Annotated in this window: 14 protein-coding genes; all 14 read right to left on the reverse strand. The window is 50.0% G+C overall.

The annotated features are described in order from the left end of the window. Position 1: 1 nt before the first annotated feature. The 14 genes from MRX98_RS20640 to MRX98_RS20705 all read right to left on the reverse strand — a co-directional run bounded on the left by MRX98_RS20640 (position 2) and on the right by MRX98_RS20705 (position 17893). Positions 2-490: a cupin domain-containing protein gene (locus tag MRX98_RS20640; RefSeq protein ID WP_246914647.1), complete on the reverse strand. Its 489-nt coding sequence runs from the start codon at positions 488-490 to the stop codon at positions 2-4. An 88-nt stretch (positions 491-578) separates the two neighbouring features. Then, on the reverse strand, positions 579-1715 hold the full coding sequence (wecB, locus tag MRX98_RS20645; RefSeq protein ID WP_246914649.1) for a non-hydrolyzing UDP-N-acetylglucosamine 2-epimerase: 1137 nt from the start codon (positions 1713-1715) through the stop codon (positions 579-581). A gap of 96 nt (positions 1716-1811) precedes the next feature. Then, entirely contained in the window at positions 1812-2930 is a 1119-nt protein-coding gene (locus MRX98_RS20650; RefSeq protein ID WP_246914652.1) for a DegT/DnrJ/EryC1/StrS family aminotransferase, read from the reverse strand. A gap of 35 nt (positions 2931-2965) precedes the next feature. Further along, positions 2966-3541 (reverse strand): acyltransferase, encoded by a 576-nt coding sequence (locus tag MRX98_RS20655; RefSeq protein WP_246914655.1) that lies wholly within the window; start codon positions 3539-3541, stop codon positions 2966-2968. Between the two features lie 18 nt (positions 3542-3559). Beyond that, on the reverse strand, positions 3560-4519 hold the full coding sequence (locus MRX98_RS20660; RefSeq protein ID WP_281432463.1) for a Gfo/Idh/MocA family protein: 960 nt from the start codon (positions 4517-4519) through the stop codon (positions 3560-3562). Positions 4520-4671: 152 nt separating this feature from the next. After that, a complete protein-coding gene (locus MRX98_RS20665; protein WP_246914658.1) occupies positions 4672-5793 on the reverse strand; it encodes a glycosyltransferase family 2 protein in 1122 nt (373 codons plus the stop codon). Positions 5794-5877: 84 nt separating this feature from the next. Further along, the gene (gene asnB, locus MRX98_RS20670) at positions 5878-7779 is read right to left on the reverse strand and encodes an asparagine synthase (glutamine-hydrolyzing) (RefSeq protein WP_281432464.1); all 1902 of its coding nucleotides are present in this window, start codon (positions 7777-7779) and stop codon (positions 5878-5880) included. Between the two features lie 37 nt (positions 7780-7816). Next, positions 7817-8815, reverse strand: coding sequence for an NAD-dependent epimerase/dehydratase family protein (locus MRX98_RS20675; protein WP_246914663.1), 999 nt, complete (start codon positions 8813-8815; stop codon positions 7817-7819). A 14-nt stretch (positions 8816-8829) separates the two neighbouring features. Then, positions 8830-10215: a GMC oxidoreductase gene (locus MRX98_RS20680; RefSeq protein ID WP_246914666.1), complete on the reverse strand. Its 1386-nt coding sequence runs from the start codon at positions 10213-10215 to the stop codon at positions 8830-8832. 642 nt (positions 10216-10857) lie between these two features. Then, positions 10858-12564, reverse strand: coding sequence for a polysaccharide lyase (locus MRX98_RS20685; RefSeq protein ID WP_246914669.1), 1707 nt, complete (start codon positions 12562-12564; stop codon positions 10858-10860). A gap of 318 nt (positions 12565-12882) precedes the next feature. After that, a complete protein-coding gene (locus MRX98_RS20690; RefSeq protein WP_246914672.1) occupies positions 12883-13560 on the reverse strand; it encodes a PEP-CTERM sorting domain-containing protein in 678 nt (225 codons plus the stop codon). A gap of 449 nt (positions 13561-14009) precedes the next feature. Next, entirely contained in the window at positions 14010-15212 is a 1203-nt protein-coding gene (locus MRX98_RS20695) for a glycosyltransferase (protein WP_246914675.1), read from the reverse strand. Between the two features lie 90 nt (positions 15213-15302). After that, on the reverse strand, positions 15303-16490 hold the full coding sequence (locus MRX98_RS20700) for a carboxylate--amine ligase (protein ID WP_246914678.1): 1188 nt from the start codon (positions 16488-16490) through the stop codon (positions 15303-15305). Beyond that, complete coding sequence (locus tag MRX98_RS20705) at positions 16487-17893, reverse strand: diaminopimelate decarboxylase family protein (RefSeq protein WP_246914681.1); 1407 nt, start codon at positions 17891-17893, stop codon at positions 16487-16489. Before MRX98_RS20705 ends, MRX98_RS20700 begins: the two co-directional genes overlap by 4 nt. Between the last annotated feature and the right edge of the window lie 23 nt (positions 17894-17916).

Below are 17916 nucleotides of genomic sequence, written 5' to 3' on the forward strand. Positions count from 1 at the left end.
CCTACTCCCGTCCGGCCAAAAAAGACATCGCCCGCGCCACCCTGCCCGGATCGTGCACCACCCAAACCTTTTCCAGCCTATCGGCAATATTCCACGTAGCGGTGGTGCCGGCCCTGAACAGCGCCGTATCGCCCTGTCGCAAAGTGAACCGGGCGCCAAGGTAAAACACATCGACACTGCCCCCCAGAACATACAACCGCTCATCCGCACCGAAAGTAAAATCGATCTCGGCCGGCCCCTCGCACGACCACACCCCGCCCACCGCCCGACCGCCGGAGGTCGTCGAAAAAACAACACCCCGCACCTTCGGCTCACCGGAGCGAACGGTTTCCGGATTGATCGTCAAATCCCGCATCGGCCGCGCCGTCGCCTCGGAAGAAGCCGGTGCCAAATTCCGCCAATACCGCACCCCCGACCTCAACTCCATGCCGATCACCCCGACACCCACACCCACCACAAAAACCAACAACACCAAAACAAAACGCTTCACACCCAACCTCCTTCTCGCCCCATCACAACACCCCACCCACCACCCAACAACCCCCAACCTCCAACCCCCAACCCCCAACCTCCAACAATCAACCACCATTCACATAAGCACACAACTCCCGAACAATAGCGCCGGCCGTGTCCCCGTCACCATAAATATCGACATCCCGACCGCGCCCGGCCGCCCGGGCGCCATCCAAAATACGATCCGGATCACTTCCCGCCAGCACATTCCAGCCGGACTGCACCGTCTCCACCCATTCCGTCTCATCGCGCAGTGTGATGCACGGCACGCGCACGAAATAAGCCTCCTTCTGCACACCCCCCGAATCGGTGAGAATCAGACCGGCATTGGCCTCAAGGGCGATCATATCCAGATAGCTCACCGGTGGCAGAATCTTCAGATCGGCATTCTTACCGCAGGCGATCCCGCAAGCCGCCAAGGCCTTCTGCGTGCGCGGATGCAGCGGCATGACCAAAGGCGATTCGGGGCTCGCAATGGCATTCAATGCCTGGAAAATCCCTCTCAACCGAACAGGATCGTCGGTGTTCTCCTGGCGGTGGACGGTGGCCAAAGCGAATTTTTTCGGCGCCAAGGCATGATCCCCCAAAATGCTGCTTTGCGCCGCCGCAAGCGAACGGTTGAACAGGAAGGCGTCATACATCACATCCCCCACACGCGCCACACGCCGCCGAAACGCCGCGCCCGCACCCCCAACGGATTCCACAATCCCTTCGGCCTGCAGATTATCCACCGCCTGCTGCGTCGGGCAGAAAAGAATGTTTGCAAGATGGTCCGCCATCACCCGGTTGATCTCTTCGGGCATGCGGCGGTTGAACGAGCGCAAGCCCGCCTCCACATGCGACACCGGCACATTGCACTTGGCAGCCGCCAGAGCGCCGGCCAAAGTGGAGTTGGTATCGCCGTAGACCAGCACAAAATCCGGCGATTCATTTATCAAAATCGCTTCGATCCGCTCCAGCATGGCGCCGGTCATGGCGCCGTGGCTGCCGGACCCCACACCCAAGTGGTGGTTCGGGTGCGGGATCCGCAACTGGTCGAAAAACACCTGGCTCATATTGTGATCGTAATGCTGGCCGGTGTGCACCAGAATATCTTCGATCAACGGATTGCCGCGCAGATCATTGTGTTCGGCCATGGCCCGACTTACCGGCGCGGCCTTTATGAACTGGGGCCTGGCGCCCACAATACTGACCACTTTCATTGAAAACCTTTCCCGCCGAAAAATGAATTCTTATCGCCGGGCCCCGCATCAAAAACGCCCGGCTTCCGCTGCATCAGCAGCTCAGCAACCAACCCTTCAAGATTCGCAAAAGCCGCGCACTGCGGCAACAACCGCACCAATCTCGCCATCCGCCAGATAAGGATGCATCGGAAGGCTCAAAATGCGGCGGGACGCTCTTTCCGCCTCGGGAAAATCCCCCTCCGCGTACCTCAGGTAGCCGAAAGCGGCCTGCAAGTGAAGTGGCTTCGGATAATAGATCGCCGTCGGAATGCCCTTCTGCTGCAAGTATTGCTGAAGTTCATCGCGACGGTCCGTCAAAATGGAGTACTGCGCCCAGGCGCTCACCATGCCACTGGGCGTATGCGGCACTGCAACAACCTGCGCCAGCGCCCGGCCGTATTGATCCGCAACGGCCTGCCGGTGCGCCAATTCCTCTTCGAAAATCTCCAGTTTCGGCAGCAAAACGGCAGCCTGAAGCGTGTCGAGTCGGCCATTCACGCCGATCCGTACATTTTCATATTTGTGCCCGCCCTTGCCATGAAGAACAATGGAGCGCATGGCGGCGGCCATTTCATCGTCATCGGTGAAAATCGCTCCCCCGTCCCCATAGCACCCCAGCGGCTTTGCCGGGAAAAAACTGGTCGCTCCGACATGCGCCAAGGCGGGAGACCGTTTCCCATGGAATCGGGCGCCAAAGCTTTGCGCCCCGTCTTGCAACACAAACAAATCATGGGCATTTGCAAAGGCCATGATGTCATCATAATCGGCCGGTAGACCGAACAGATCCACGGGGATCAACCCCTTGACCTTCAGCTTGCCCGCTCTATCGGTCGCTTTCAGAACCTCTTCCAGTTTAGCGGCATCGATGTTGAAAGTGCGCGGATCGATATCCGCAAAAACGGGCGTCGCACCCAAAAGAGCGATCACCTCCGCGGTGGCGATGAACGTAAAAGGCGATGTGACAACGGCATCGCCCGGCCCCACCCCATAGGCCATCAATGCAATCAACAAAGCATCGGTGCCGGAAGAACAACCAATAGCGTGCCGGCACCCGGCGAACTCAGCCAACAGCCCTTCCAGCTCCTTCACCTCCGGGCCCATAATGTACTGCCCGTGCGACAGCACCGACTTCAACCGCTGATCCAACGCCTCCCGAATGCGACCCTGCTGTGTCTCCAAGTCCACCATTTTCATACTTTTATCTCCGCGACCAATGTGGAAGCAACCCGTTATCTCCTCGCCCCTTGCTCCTCCAGGTGTTCACCCTTTCGACGATATTGCTTATCACAGGCCAGGCACTTCAAATCATCCGGCAAACGCTCACCACACTCGCACACCCAGCCGATATGCTTGGCGGGGATGCCCGCAACCAGCGCGTGATCCGGCACATTCCGCGTGACCACCGCACCCGCGCCAATGAATGCATACCGGCCCACCGTGTTACCGCATACAATGGTTGCATTGGCGCCGATGGTCGCCCCCTTTTTAACCAGCGTGGGCCTCAACTGGTCCATTTTGCGCAATTCCGCACGCGGGTTGTAGACGTTCGTGAACACCATGGACGGCCCGCAAAACACCCCATCCTCCAGGGTGACCCCTTTGTATACGGAAACGTTGTTCTGAATCTTGACATTGTCACCGATGACCACGTTGTCTGCAACAAAAACGTTCTGGCCCAAAGAGCAGTTCCGGCCGATGCGAGCCCCTGTGCCAATGTGCACCCAATGCCAAATGCGAGTGCCGGCGCCGATAATCGCGCCTTGGTCGATGATGGCCGTCTCATGGATGAAGGTTGGATCACTCATGCGTCTTTCCTTATTTCATTAGGAATGCATGGTTTTCAGAAAAGGGTGGTAGTCCCCCACCATGCCAATTGGGGTCTGGTTGCGGATATCGGACACCGTCTGGATCGCCACGCGATTTTCCTCCAGGCCGAAGCCGTTGCCCGAAAGAATGTTCTCGTAACTGCGGGTATGCAGGTCTGTGAAACCGCCTGAAAACTCAATCTCCGCACCGTCCACGGTGATGGAACGGTAGGTGCGCTGGCCGCGGGACCGGGTCTCTGCGGGAACGTCCTCATAGTCCACAGACAAAAACCAACGCACCCGCGCATTCTCATACTCCAAAAAGCCGGCGGCCTTGGTGGCCGAAGCGTAGTGGACGACATTCTCTTGCAAGGCACCAAAGATGAATTGGAGCATATCGTAAAAGTGGACCCCGATGTTGGTGGCGATGCCACCCGATTTTTGCACCTCCCCTTTCCAGGAGCGCAAATACCATCGCCCACGGGAGGTAATATAGGTAAGGTCCACTTCGTGTTTGCGGTCCGTGGTTTCGTTGGCCACCTGGTCCCGCAACTGGATAATGGACGGATGCAAGCGCAGCTGCAGGATGGTGTGCACTTTTTTTCCGGTGTCCTTCTCAATTGCGGCCAGCCCGTCGATGTTCCAAGGGTTCAGCACCAGGGGCTTTTCACAGATGGCGTCCGCACCTGAGCGCAGGGCGAAGCGCATGTGGGCGTCGTGAAGATAGTTCGGCGAGCAGATGGAAACGTATGAAACGGCACCACCGGGGTTGGAGCGCCGCAGTTTATCGATGTGCCGATCGAATCGCTCAAATTCGGTAAAGAAGTGCGCATCCGGAAAGTAAGAATCGATAATACCCACTGAATCGCTTGGGTCCAAGGCTGCGATAAGATCATTACCCGTGTCCAATATTGCTTTCATGTGGCGTGGTGCAACGTAGCCGGCAGCGCCAACCAGGGCGAATTTCATTTTGCTCATTGTCAGGGTCCTTCTGGTTCTGGAGTAATGGAAAAAAAGATACCGCTATCCTGACAGCCATCTGTCCGAAGCGGTCTCCCGAATACAAGCAAATCGTACGATTCTTCAATTCTTATCGACTTGTATTATCTACGCTTCCCCTTGGGCACCCGTCATCTCTGGGGCGTCCAAGTCGTATCGCGTATGCCTGCCGCCATGCGAACCCAGCCCGCGATCTGGGCGGTGAAGGTGATCAGGAAAAACTTACAGATGGATGCAACCTTGTTTTTGGTCAACCCGGCCAGGCTGATCAGACCCGAAAAAAGGAAAAGCATGAACCCGGCAAAAGTCATATTGAAAAACCAGGAATGACCCACTAAAGCAATATTCATCAGCAGCGCGAGCACAAAAAATAGCGGCGCCGCCAGCCGCAGCACCTTGTGGGACCACAAGAAGAAGGCAAAATAGCCATGCCTGGCCAGGTTCAACATAAACAGGTGGCGGCGTATGGCCCACAAGGTCCGGGTGGTGATGCGGACTTGACGCCGGTACGCCTTTTGATCGCTGTCAACGGCTTCCTCCCGGCAAAACACCGCCGGGTCCAGAACGACCCGTTTTTTTTGCTTAATAACATTGAGCGGTATAACGAAATCGTTGATGTCATCCGCGCCCAACGGTTGGTAAAGCGCTTTGCGGATCGCAAAGACCGCGCCATCGGCGCCGACGCATGAATCGATCAGACACTCCCAATACTTGGTGTAGCGCTCCAGCTTGGCATATAACCCGGTCACCTCCTCGCCGCCACCGGGTGCAATATACCTGGTCCACCCCGTTACCAAACCAACATTCGGATCGGAGAAATTGGCAACCAGATGGGTCAACAGGTCTTTCGGGAACATGGAATTGGCATCCGTAAAAAGAACGACATCCCCACCCACCTGCGGCACAACCCTGTTCAGGCATGCGGTTTTTCCCAACCGGTCAAAACGCTTCAACACAACCCGGGAATCGGCAAAGCGACCTACAATGTCATTGGTGCTGTCCGTCGAACCGTCCGAGCTGACCACCACTTCTAAGAGCTCCGGCGGATAATCCAATGCAAGCGCATTTTCAATTTTTGCCTGGATCACCTTTTCTTCATTATAAACCGAAATAATGATAGAAACCTTGGCTGCACCCGGCACCCTCTTCCATGGATGTTTGACGAAATGCTTCATCAACCACAGCAAAGCCGGAAAAAGAGTATAGGAATAGACCATACACAGCAACAAAAGAAAAAAGAACAACTCCGCCAAGGGCCTGCCTCCCCTGATTCAGTGTGGCGGCCATTATAGATGCTCATCGGCCGACGTTAAATTGTCTACAACCGCACTGCCCCATCAACGCCTGTCGATGTACAGATCGTACCATTTTTGAAAAACCAGCATCGACCAGATCAGCGTATCATGGATTTGTCTACCTGAAAAATGCTCATTCAACAACCGCTGAACCACATCGAAATTCAAGTAACCATGCCGCTCAAGATTCCGGCGGGTCAGCGTTTCCTGCACATACTTTTTAAGATCGTATTTCAACCATTGGGCCATTGGCCCGACAAACCCCTGCTTTCGGTGGTCGATCACCGCTGCCGGAAGTAAATTCCGAGTCGCTTTTTTGAGAAGGTACTTCTTGCTGAACCAGCGCATCTTCATTTCCGGAGGGATGGTGGCGCAAAACTCCAGCACCTTGTGATCCACAAAGGGCACGCGCACTTCCAATGCGTGCTGCATGCTCATCCGATCCGTCACAGCAAGAATATCTTCCGGTAAATAGGTTTTCATATCATAGTAAAAAGCCCGGTTCAGGCAAGCAAGATCACCATCCACCTTATCCGAACGAAAATGGGCCAACATCAAGTCGCGTGCATCGGCACGCAAAGCGTTGAACTTTTGCCCGTCGACAAAAAAGGCATCGGCCATATCGCCATTGAGCCTGGAGACATAGCCGATATAAGCCATGTCCGGGCTCAATGCCCCCGAACGCGCAAAACGCTTGATGTGGTTTACCGTGTAGTGCCCGTCGGATCGCTCCGGAATCTTTTCCACCATCGGACCGATTATTTTATCACGGACCAACAACGGCAGCATTCGGTAAAAGCGACTGACATGAAACCCAAAATAGCGCTCGTAGCCGGCAAACGCCTCATCGCCGCCCAAGCCGGAAAGCGCGACCGTCACACCCTTTCGGGCCATCTGGCATACAAAATAGGAAGGAATCGCCGAATCATCGGCAAAAGGTTCGTCGAAAGCGCACACAATCTTCTCAACTAAACCCTTAAAACTGGGAATCACCTCATACTCACTGTGATCGGCGCCATAACGCTGCGCCACCAATCGTGCATACCCGCGCTCATCCAGATAACCACCCGTCGCCCCCCCGAACCCGATGCAGAAAGTCTTGACGGGCTCGGCCGACCCCCTGCTCATCATGGCCACCACAGCGCTGGAATCGATACCCCCGCTTAAAAAAGCCCCTAACGGCACCTCGCTGATCAACCGCATGCGCACCGATTCTTCAAACAACGCAAGAAAACGCTCGATAAAATAGCCTTCGTCCCTGGATCGGTCCGGTGCAAAGACCAGATCCCAATATTGCTTGATCTCCACCCGGCCCGCCTGCCACGTCAGGGTGTGCCCCGGCAGCAGTTTGCGGATATGGCGATAAATGGTCAAGGGCGCTGGAATATAAGAGTAAGTGAAATAGGCAGCCAGCGCCGTCTCATCAATCTGCCGTGGAAATCGGGTCTCGGCCAGTATGGCCTTCATCTCCGAAGCAAAGTAGAACCGCCCTCCGTGCTCGGCATAAAAGAGCGGCTTGATCCCCAAGCGATCCCTTGCAATAAACAGCTTGCCTTGACGCCGGTCCCAGATCGCCAGCACGAACATCCCCCGCAGCAACTCCACACAACGCTCGCCCCACTCTTCATAGGCGTGCAGAATCGTTTCCGTGTCGCTGCGGGTTTTAAAAACATACCCCTTGTCGAACAAGTCTCGGCGCAGCTCCTGGAAATTGAACACCTCGCCGTTATAAACAATACACTTGGATCCATCCGCGTTGAAAATCGGTTGTGCGCCACCGGCCACATCGATGATGCTCAGCCGCCGATGCCCCAGCGCCACCTGCTCATCCGTGTAAATACCGCTGCCATCCGGCCCCCGATGGGCCAAGATGTCGGTGATGGCCTCGATGGGAAAGCCTTTCATGTTTTCAACACTTGACGCTACGCCGACAATACCGCACATAAGGTTATCCTAATGTCCACAGTGGCAGATCAGAAATTCAGCCTTGGCCTCTTTCAAACCGCAAGACCTCTTGCACGGCCGCATCAAAACCCATCGGCGGCGACCACCCCAGCTGTCGTGCGATTTTCCCACCTTCAACCTTCACCGGCCGCTGGGAAGACACCAACCGATAGCGGCTTAGAACCGGCCTGCGCCCCAAAGCCTTGAACACCACCTCCTGGCAAGCGACGGTTGCGTAAAGCGCCCAGTAGGGGATACGAAAAAATAACGCGCCGGGAAACAGCGGTTTCAATACCTTGCGGGTGTAAGTGTTTTTGTCCACCGGTGTGGGGTCGACGACGTTGAATATTTGATCATAGGCCCCGGGGTGGTCAATGCAGGTAAGGATGGCAGCGACCAGGTTGTCCAGGTAAACCAGCGGCAGTATGAATCGGCCACTGCCGATAATGCCGATCAAGCGCCGGCCGACCTTGAAGCCCATCATGGGCGTGAAGGTCTCGCCTCCCGGTCCCCAGATGGTGCCGGGCCGCAGGCAGGTAACCTTTAACGCCCCCTTCCCCATGGCCGCCAAAACGTCCTGCTCAGCCTTGAGCTTGGCCTCTGAATAGTGCCCCCGCATCTCGGGGTGCCGCTCGATGGGGCCGGTTTCATCGATCCTCTGCCAAGGCTGACAATCGGTGATGCCGTAGACGCTGCAAGAACTCAGATAGATCAGCTGCCGGATACCTCCGGCCATTGCCGCCTGGATCACATTTCGGGTGCCCTGAACAGTGATCAACTGCCCGCTTTGCGCATCGCCGCTCGTGTCGGCGGCGGCATGCACCACCACCGTCACACCTTTCATGGCAGACGACAGGGATTCAACGTCCTTGACATCACCGAAATGGAGCATGGCGGCCGTGGCCTGCAGTCGCGCCGTGTTGGATGTCCGGCGCACAAACGCCCGGACCCGAAAACCCTGCCGCGTCAACTGCGCAACCAAACGGCTGCCCAAAAAGCCGGTAGCACCGGTTACCAAAACGGTCGGCCCACTCAAATTATTGCCCCCTGCTATGATAGGTGGTCAGCCAGGCGCAGAGCCAACTGACCAATGGTCAAACCCGTATTGGCGTATGAATGTTCCTGAATTACCGAAGCGTCACATACAAACGCATTATCACACCCGTGCAGTTTAAGATCCTTATCCACAAGACCCTCAGGCGGATCTCCCAATGAAATCGTCCCGGAATGGTGCGCAGCCGACCACAGCCAGTCGGCGGGCAAGGGTGTCTTAATAACCAATTCTTGGGCGACGGGTTCGAGCATGGCCTTCAATTTGCCTAACATACTGTTGTAAATCGCCAGTTCTTCATCGGTAACCCGCCAATCCACCTTAATGGTACCACCATCATAAGAAACTCGACTTAAGCCGCGTTTTTGTTCAAAGAGCACCAGCAGGTTGAAAATTCTGCTGCGTAATTGCACCCCGAGCAGGTGAGAATAGATTTCCGCCAGAATGTCCGGGTGAAAAAGGTTGGGAGAAAAAGCAGCCCGCACCCGCGCCATTCCACTGCTTGCCCCCAGAAGGGATTTATATTTATAAATGGAAATGCGGTTCTGCATGGTGAGCGCGGGTCTGAAAAAAGCACAGCCGGTGTAGCGACCGCAATCGCTTTTCAGCCGCAGCGCCGTGCGGCAAAGGTAATCCCCCTTGTCCAGGCAGGCCATATCCTGAATTCGCGCCCTGAACTCGGATTTCACCTTGACCTTGCCCACAAATCCCATGGGATGGTCCATTAGCCCCAACCCTGGTTGATCACTGGGATACCCTGCAGCGGCAAGGATCTGGGAGGCCAGCCTGGGTGTACCCAAGGAGCCGGCACAAACAATCACGGTATCCGGGAAAACCGATTGGATCCCATCTCCATGGCTGAAGCGCAGTGAGGTAATGCGGCCCTTTTCAGCCACAAAGTCAATACTGCCGACACCATAAAAAGCCGATACCCGGTCATCCACCCTAAGCGCTTTGTGCCGTTTAGGATACAGCAAGCAGTCCACCCCGCTTGGAAACGCACCAATGCTGTCAGCCACCCGGGACAATTCAGTCCGCACCGATTCGTAAACGTTCGAATATCCAAGCCTTGAAAAAAAGAGCAGGGCCGCCGTGCGATCGATATAAGGCCTGGCGCCAAGCAACACCTGCTCAAAGGTACGCGACTGAACATCTCGAGGATCAATGGGAATCAAGCCGTTGTCCCAAAGATTGGTGGTGCCCCCTTGACCAAAGCAAAAAGTCTTCACCGCCCCAAAGTGTTTACCAACATGGTCTAAATGCGGATAGGAGATGCCAGCCTTTTGGCCCAATTCGAGCAGCGTGACATCACACACATCGGTAAGCAAGTTACAGATCAAGGTGCCCGCCAAGCCACTGCCGATGATGACCACTTTTTTTTTCATTTTTTAACCGTCGACATGAATCAAACCCGAATTCTCTTAGGATTGTTTCCTGATTGTGAACCTTCAGACAAAGAAAGGTACATGATCATTCACCATCACCATAAATCAGAAAATTGCTGAATCATAATTATGGCAGCTATGTTCGATATGGTTTTTCGCCCCGGCAGTTTGCCGTGTGCGGCAAGAAAACCCCACAACCCAAAACCTTCATCATCTCCATTGAGGACTTGCAATTTTTACCGCTTATGGTTGCAACAGCGCAGAAAAGGTAACCCATACAACGCTCCTTACCTGGCAAGTTTTAGCTGAACTCGCGCTCATATTTTGCAGCCTATCAAAAATCAGAACACAATTCCTGACGTCCACCCTTGTAAAAACCTCAGAAGCTGTTCGGAACTTAAGCCTGAATCTATCTTGTGACCCACCCACCACCTATTACCCCACCTTGTCTCTCTGCCCTCTGCCTCCACGCCAACGAAGCAAATAAGGCAACCATTCAGATATAGTCGCTGCACGGGAACAGCATTCAAGATAACCCACGTAGAGGTCATAAAAGCAAAGAATCCGAACCTAACAAGGCGCGGATTCTTGCTCCGGAATCTTCTGTAGTTGGAAACGATTGTATTCCCAGAAAATTGTATTTTAATCTGATATTCTTAACCTAAGTGGGGGTAAAATTGAACCTGAGCCCGAGGTACCAGATACAATTCTGATGTTATCACGACTTATCCATTGGTTCTGGGAGTGCGAGGGGTTGGCATGCATTGACATCATTAGATGGTTCCAACCATATGTCGAATAGTTGCCACGGAAGTTAATGTCGCCATAATCACACTTAAGAACATCATTAACCCACAATTGGAATATCCCGTTGTTTTGCCCAGGATCGTTTAACTTAAGCCTGTATTTGACCTTATTCCACTGCCCCCGAACCAAACTAACTGCAGAACCCTTGTTTTGCCAATAATTTTGCCATAATGCACCGGTGCCTCCAAGGCCATCGGCCCTTGTCAGCTGGCCAAATGGCCGCCCGCTTCCATCAACCGAGATCGTCATATAATAGGGGGCCCATGTATGCGGTTTGCTCTGTCCATTCGCAAGGTTGTATCCAGCGCCCCAACTTTCAAATGCATTGTTGATCCAGAGTTTTAGATCGGACGCCGGCCATTGAAAATCCACCGGCGGATAATAATATTCTTCGACGGTAACATCCGTCACCATTTCGTCCGGTTGGTTGAGCTGCGGGTGATCCCCAAAAAAGTGAACATAGTGGCCTGGATTAGAGCTTCTCATTTTGATGGCGTAGTTCCCTGCATAAACAGGGCTTGTATCTAATGCTGTGTCCCCAGCAACAAAATCATACATCCAATTATTGACATTGTTCTGCTCCCATGTCTCATCCAGAATCACATAGGAATCGGACGGTAACGGCGACGAAGGCGGTGGTGTAGACTCCTCGGGCGATTCTTCAGGGGTTTCGGATGGCGGGGGTGTGTAGTTTCCGCCACCCCATCCAATAGGCCCGATGAAGGGATTACCATTGGCATCCCTGTTCGATGGAGTAGTATTATAAACAGCAAGGTCGTCAAAATCGACGTAATACGGGCGCGATAAGCCTGGATCTTTCTGGTTCGACAGAAATTCAAAACGATCCCATCCAGGATGGTTGGACCCCGAACTCCAGCTAAACCCGCTATATTCTTCAACCAGTACACCATCTATCCATATCTTGCCTTCGCCATCGGTGCCATCGGTGTCCATTTTCATGTAAACTTCAAAGCAATGCCACGTACCATCAGAGGTACCAGTAGGGTAGACATATCTCCACCCATTCCCCACCGCGACAGGGAAGGTCGGTCCGCCGCCGGAACCGCCCCAATAAAACCGATAGTTGCTATACTGGTATCCGACATAAGGGTTTGAATTGTTAGCTTTGAAATATAGGCTTTTTACATCGATGGAATTGCCCCACCTAAACCCAGCCTCGTATCTCTCATACCATCGCACCCAAAGCTCCTTTTGGGGGGTTGGGAATTCGGCAACTATAGTACCCGAATTCCTGTTGTCGCCGCCACTCCCTTTCCAAAATCTCGCTCCACGACCATCGCCTATCGGGTTGTTACCCGCCGACTCGATTGTAGTTCTATATCCGTTAACCGTCCAATCGCCACCCCAACTCAACCCGTCACAGCTAAGGCTACCTTCATGTTGGGTTTGCACAATGCAATTAAAAGTCGTTTCCCATTTACCACTAACGAAGGCGATGTTAGCATGAGATGTGCTCTGAATGGCAGGAAAAAAAATTAGGAAAAATAGTAATATTAATAGATTGTTGGAACCTTTTTTCATTGTTGGACACTCCTCGTTGCGGAAACCGCGTTGCTGTTATTAGCAAATAAATTGAAAACCAACCTCGCTTGATATTCCTAGCAACAGTGATGCCAAACACGCGGTTCCAAAGAAATTCTCTTGAAAAACAAATTCCTATAGATTTGAGAAAGGACGATTATGATTTTTTCATCGGAAATTTGCGCACTTTCCGTTGAAAAAAGTGGACATCCATGTCTTTCAAAAGGCACCAAGCCAGTCAAATCCTGGTTCCCCAGCACAGCCGTGGGCTTACCAAACTGGAATTGGGCCTATGGGGTCAATTCGTTCGTTTGGCTATCAGGTCGAATATTGTATGATCTTGGACAATTTTTGCAAGCCACCGATACAGATAAGGCCAAGGACCACCAGCAACAGGGTCGAGGGCTCTGGCACTTGCGCTGTCAACCAAATATAATCAATCGATTGGAACAAGCCCGGCAACGGGTCTTGAGGCCAGCCATAAAGCTCATGGCCCAATCGTATGATTGGTGGCAACTCAATTAATCCCGCGCTCCAATCATACGGGTCCATATCAAAGGAAAAAAAATCGAACAGTCCACCATACCATACATCCCAATCGCCCCCGCTTCCTTTGAAGCTATATTGTCTATCAAGGTTGCCCCAGGCACTATCACTATAAAAATACTCTACATATAAGTATCCATCATACCCCCAAATGGAGTAATCAATATCTTCAGAGGCGCTTTTGATGGAAAGTGAAAAGGCGGGAATGGAAAAACCATATGCACGGTAAATATGTACTGCGGGAGGATGAAGTTCATCAACTGGTTGTTGGGCCGGCGTGCGGGGGTTCCAATACAATAGCTGGTCATCTATTATGACAAAACCATCAATCGTAAACTGTTGCCCATCGAGATAAAAAGAACTACTGGCATCGTATAAATTAGGCGCACCGTAGGCTGATGGGCAAATTAATACGATTAAGAAGGCACACATCGCGATTAAGTATTTCATCTTATCCTCTCTCCGAGTGTTGGGAAACCTGCACCTAACTGCAAATCAATATCAATACCGTCAATCCCTTGTGGAAAAACGAAAGGACAGGCACAAAATTCAGGCGGAGACCTTTGCACGCCCCTCTCCCTGGCTACCTTTCGAAGTAAGTAGCCTTTGCCCTAAAATCCAGGCAAAACGGCTCCGGGCCGAGGCCAATAAGGTGCGGACATGCCGCATTTGGTACGACGATTTGGCCCCGACCCGCAGGCCGATCACCTGCAGGATGAAAATAAACCTCTCCAAAATAAAGAACTCAAGGAATGCAAGATCAATGCAGATCTCATACTATTATATGAATAACAGCATCTGATGGATTCCGACAGAATCAATAGCCGTTTATTGGAAAGCGCCGTAACAAATGATGGTTGAAAATTGAAAACGTGCATTTTCAATGGTTTGAATCAGGGCTATATCCTATTGTAATAATCTGAAAGTTTTTCAGCGATATCCTCTATGTTATATTTTGAAACAATCAATTGATGAGCTGATCTCTCGATTTTATGACGCAACTCCTTGTTATTCAATAACAATAAGATAGCTTCGGCAAAACCTTCTTCATTGTCGGCAACTAAATAATGCACTCCAGGGATACCTTCTATACCTTCACATCCGATAGAAGTGGTCACGATAGCCTTTCCGGCGGCCATTGCTTCAAGCACCTTAAGTTTTGTTCCGCCTCCGCTCATTATTGGGGCGACGAATATTTCAGCGGAATTCAAATAGGGTAAAGGGTCTTCGACAAAGCCTGTAAAACAAATATGCGGATCCATTTTCGCAAATTGTCTAAGGTCTTCCGTAACATTATCGCCAACAATATCAATAGAAACATATGGGGCAAAGCGTTTAACCAACGGATAAACATATCTCAAAAAAAACTTTATACCTTCTATGTTTGGATAATGACTAAAACCTCCCAACCATAAAAGTTTGCCAACGCTAATCGTTCCATTGAATGGCTGGAACAAATCCACGTCAATGCCATTTTCTATAACTAAAAAGTTGCCTTCAGGGCAAATTTTCACAAGCGCCTGTTTATCTGTTTCTGAAACTACAATACCTAAATCGACTGAACGAAAAATATTTTTTTCCATTCTTTTCAATTTAATGCCTTCGTAGTAAAGAAAGGACTTTAGAAAAATATTGGGAGTATTCCTTGCCATGCGGTAGCATTTCAGGTAACTGACGTCGTGATCCGTAACGCTTCGAAATACGTCCTTTCGGTTATGTATTGTGTAATAAATGGGTAAAATATCACAATGGACCAAATCAAATTCCCTAATTGACAAGATTTCATTTACTCTTTTATTGAACTCAAATGAATAATGGCGCCAAGAGGTATATGTCTCAACAGAAAATAAGCTTGCCAAAAATCGCCAGAACATCGAGATGCTAAATCTTTTTAATGGCGACTTAAAGAACTCGACACCGACGCATAAATTTTCATAAATTTTGATATTATCATTTTTAATTTCTTCAGGGCGTTCATACAAAGAAAGAAAGTAAACCTCATTGTCTTGCGCAAGACCCTTTAATATATTAAAACTTCTTCGCGTATGTCCGTCTTTTATTGGGACGAGCCCTCTATTGGATAAAAATAATATGCGCTTCACATTATTCCTTATACTGAAACAAAGTCAGAAAATTATTTGGTTACTTCGATTTTCTGCCCATACCATTCGAAATGATTGGATCACCATAAATCAATCCCATACACCCTCAAGAGAATCATGCGGTTTATTCCCTCTATACCTAATGCTTCGCAAGGTAGAATCTATACCCCATATGATAAATGGGCAAGGATCTTTTAAACTAAAATCATCAAAGCTTTTTGTAGTAATTTTAGGGAAAAAAAAATCTTTTAGGAAGGGAATTTTTTTTCTTGATCTTGTAAAGTTCTGAACAAAACCGCGAATTTCACCGCCTAACCATCGGGTTTGAATACCTTCCAAGAAGAAACCAACAGTTTCGACATCTTCTTTTATTGATATTTCAGCAATTAGAAAAGGAAAATCAACCCCGGATGCAATTGCTTGCGATAGTGAGCCCCAAAATCGAGGGTTGACGTCAATCAAGTAGGGAACACCTGTTTTGTGCTCAATAATAAAATCAGCCTGACAAACGCCATGCCATTGGAGAAATTCGAGAATTTTCTGCAAGAAAGCTTCAGCAGCCTTATTCGAAACACTAACACGGCATGTTGCCTGTCCTCTGAATGCCGGATACTCGCGAATTTGACGATAGCTTGTTTTTCCAATCAGTTTCCCATGACTGAGCACCATGGCTACACAAATCGTTTCGCCCTGCATCTTTTTCTGGACGATGTATCGATCCAGAGGAAGGTCATGGTATGTACCAGCATCGAGTATTCGTATCAAATCTTCAAAGGTATCTACTTGGCCGATACCCCATCCACCGCCACCTTGTTTTGTTTTTAGCAATACCGGAAATTCAAGCTGAATTATTAAGGATGCATTTCTTTTCAACTGGTCTACCGAAAATGTTTCCGGCACGGGAACCCCAATTTGTTTAGCTATCCTCCACCACTGATCCTTATTATGCGCGATTAGAATTTTTTCGTAATCTGGAATAGCCATTTTTACGTGATTTAAAAATAATTCCTTATGCTTGGAAACAAGAAACAGTTCCTCATAAACTGGAATCAAAACATCTATTTTTAACTCAATTATTTTATTAATCAAACATTTTACAAACGCGCTCTGCTTGCTAAATGGTGATGGATAAATAAAATAACCACTTGAGTACCTCGAATAATAGGTCATTGCGCGTGGCACAAAGTCAGCGCAATAAACATGGTGCCCTTTAGCAGAAAGGCTTTTTACCACATTATAGGCTATCCGATTTTTAGCGTTTGTTACCAGTATATTCATTTAAATAGTGTATCCATTGCAACCAGGTGTTCGAAATTTTCAGCTTCGCGCAATACTTTTGCCGCCCCAGCACTATTAACCATAACGATAGCCGGGCGCCCGAATGAAAAGTTTGACGAATAAGAGGAAAAATATGCACCGGCATCCATTGTGGCCAATACATCGCCTTCCTCAAGTTCAGGTAACAACACATTCTTGGCCATCCAATCAGCAGAGGTACATATTCGGCCCATCAAATTCTGCGGTACCATTTGCCTTCCATTCTTTATTTGTGCAGTAAAAATTGCATGATATTCAAAGTCCATTGGGTAGGTAATCGACAATCTACCTGCATCAGTTATCACAAATCTTGCACCGTTTGTTTTTTTCTTAACAGACTGTACTGTACTAAGCAGAAACTCTCCCCGGCTAGTTACAAAGCGGCCCGGCTCAACGATGAGACTAGGGACATCCAGATGTAGTCTTTTACAAGTGCTCTCTACGGTTGATTGTATACGGCTGATAAAAGTCCCTATATTTTCGAAATCGTTCGGATCGGGAGGTTTTGGCAAACAGCCAAAAAGCCGGTACAATCCATATTCCAAACTACTCATGTTTTTGCTGGTCGGCACACCGATACCACCACCGACGTCGAGATAACAGATGGTCAATCCAATTTTGTCCTTTACCGCTTTCGCAAATTCAAGTGCTTTTTGAGCATAATGGCAGTGGGTGCTCGAGTCTCTGGAATTGCTTGTAACACTGAAGTGCAGCATCACCATCTCTATCCATTCTCTGTATTTCATAATACGGAAAAATGCTTCCATGGCTTCGCCAGTGTCTATACCAAGCCCGAACTGGGTTGATTGCGAGAAGGCCAATCGCATTCCAACCCGCGCTTTTTTTTCTAACCGCTTCGCAACTGAAACGATTGTTTCAACTTCGGACAGACTATCGATATTGATCGAGAGGATGTCCATATCAATAGCCCGGAACAAACTTTCTTCGGTTTTATTGACCCCGTTGTAAATAATGTTATCCGATGGGACTTCTAGTTGTTCTGCCAGCCACAACTCATAGGGAGAAATCACTTCGGCACCAATCCCAAGGTCATGAAGTTCTTTAAGTATTCCAGGAATACAATTGGTTTTATAGGAATATGTAACTTTTGATGACCTGCCACAACGATTAATGGCATTCTGAACGGAAAGAGCATCTTCAACCAATCGCTCCTTATTAACAACTAAGAGTGGTGAGCCATATTGTTTCAACAAATCCTGTACTTGTAGACCTGCAACAGACATTTTATTGTTAGAGTCATAAGACATACCCCAGTAATATAAATCGTACAGATTAGAAGCATTTTGGCATTTCAGAGATCGATTGATCATAAAAGTTTTTAAGATATTAAAAATTGAGCGCATCAATTAACCTCTCAAAATATGAT

Source organism: Desulfatitalea alkaliphila (assembly GCF_022968795.1).
GTDB lineage: Bacteria > Desulfobacterota > Desulfobacteria > Desulfobacterales > Desulfosarcinaceae > Desulfatitalea > Desulfatitalea alkaliphila.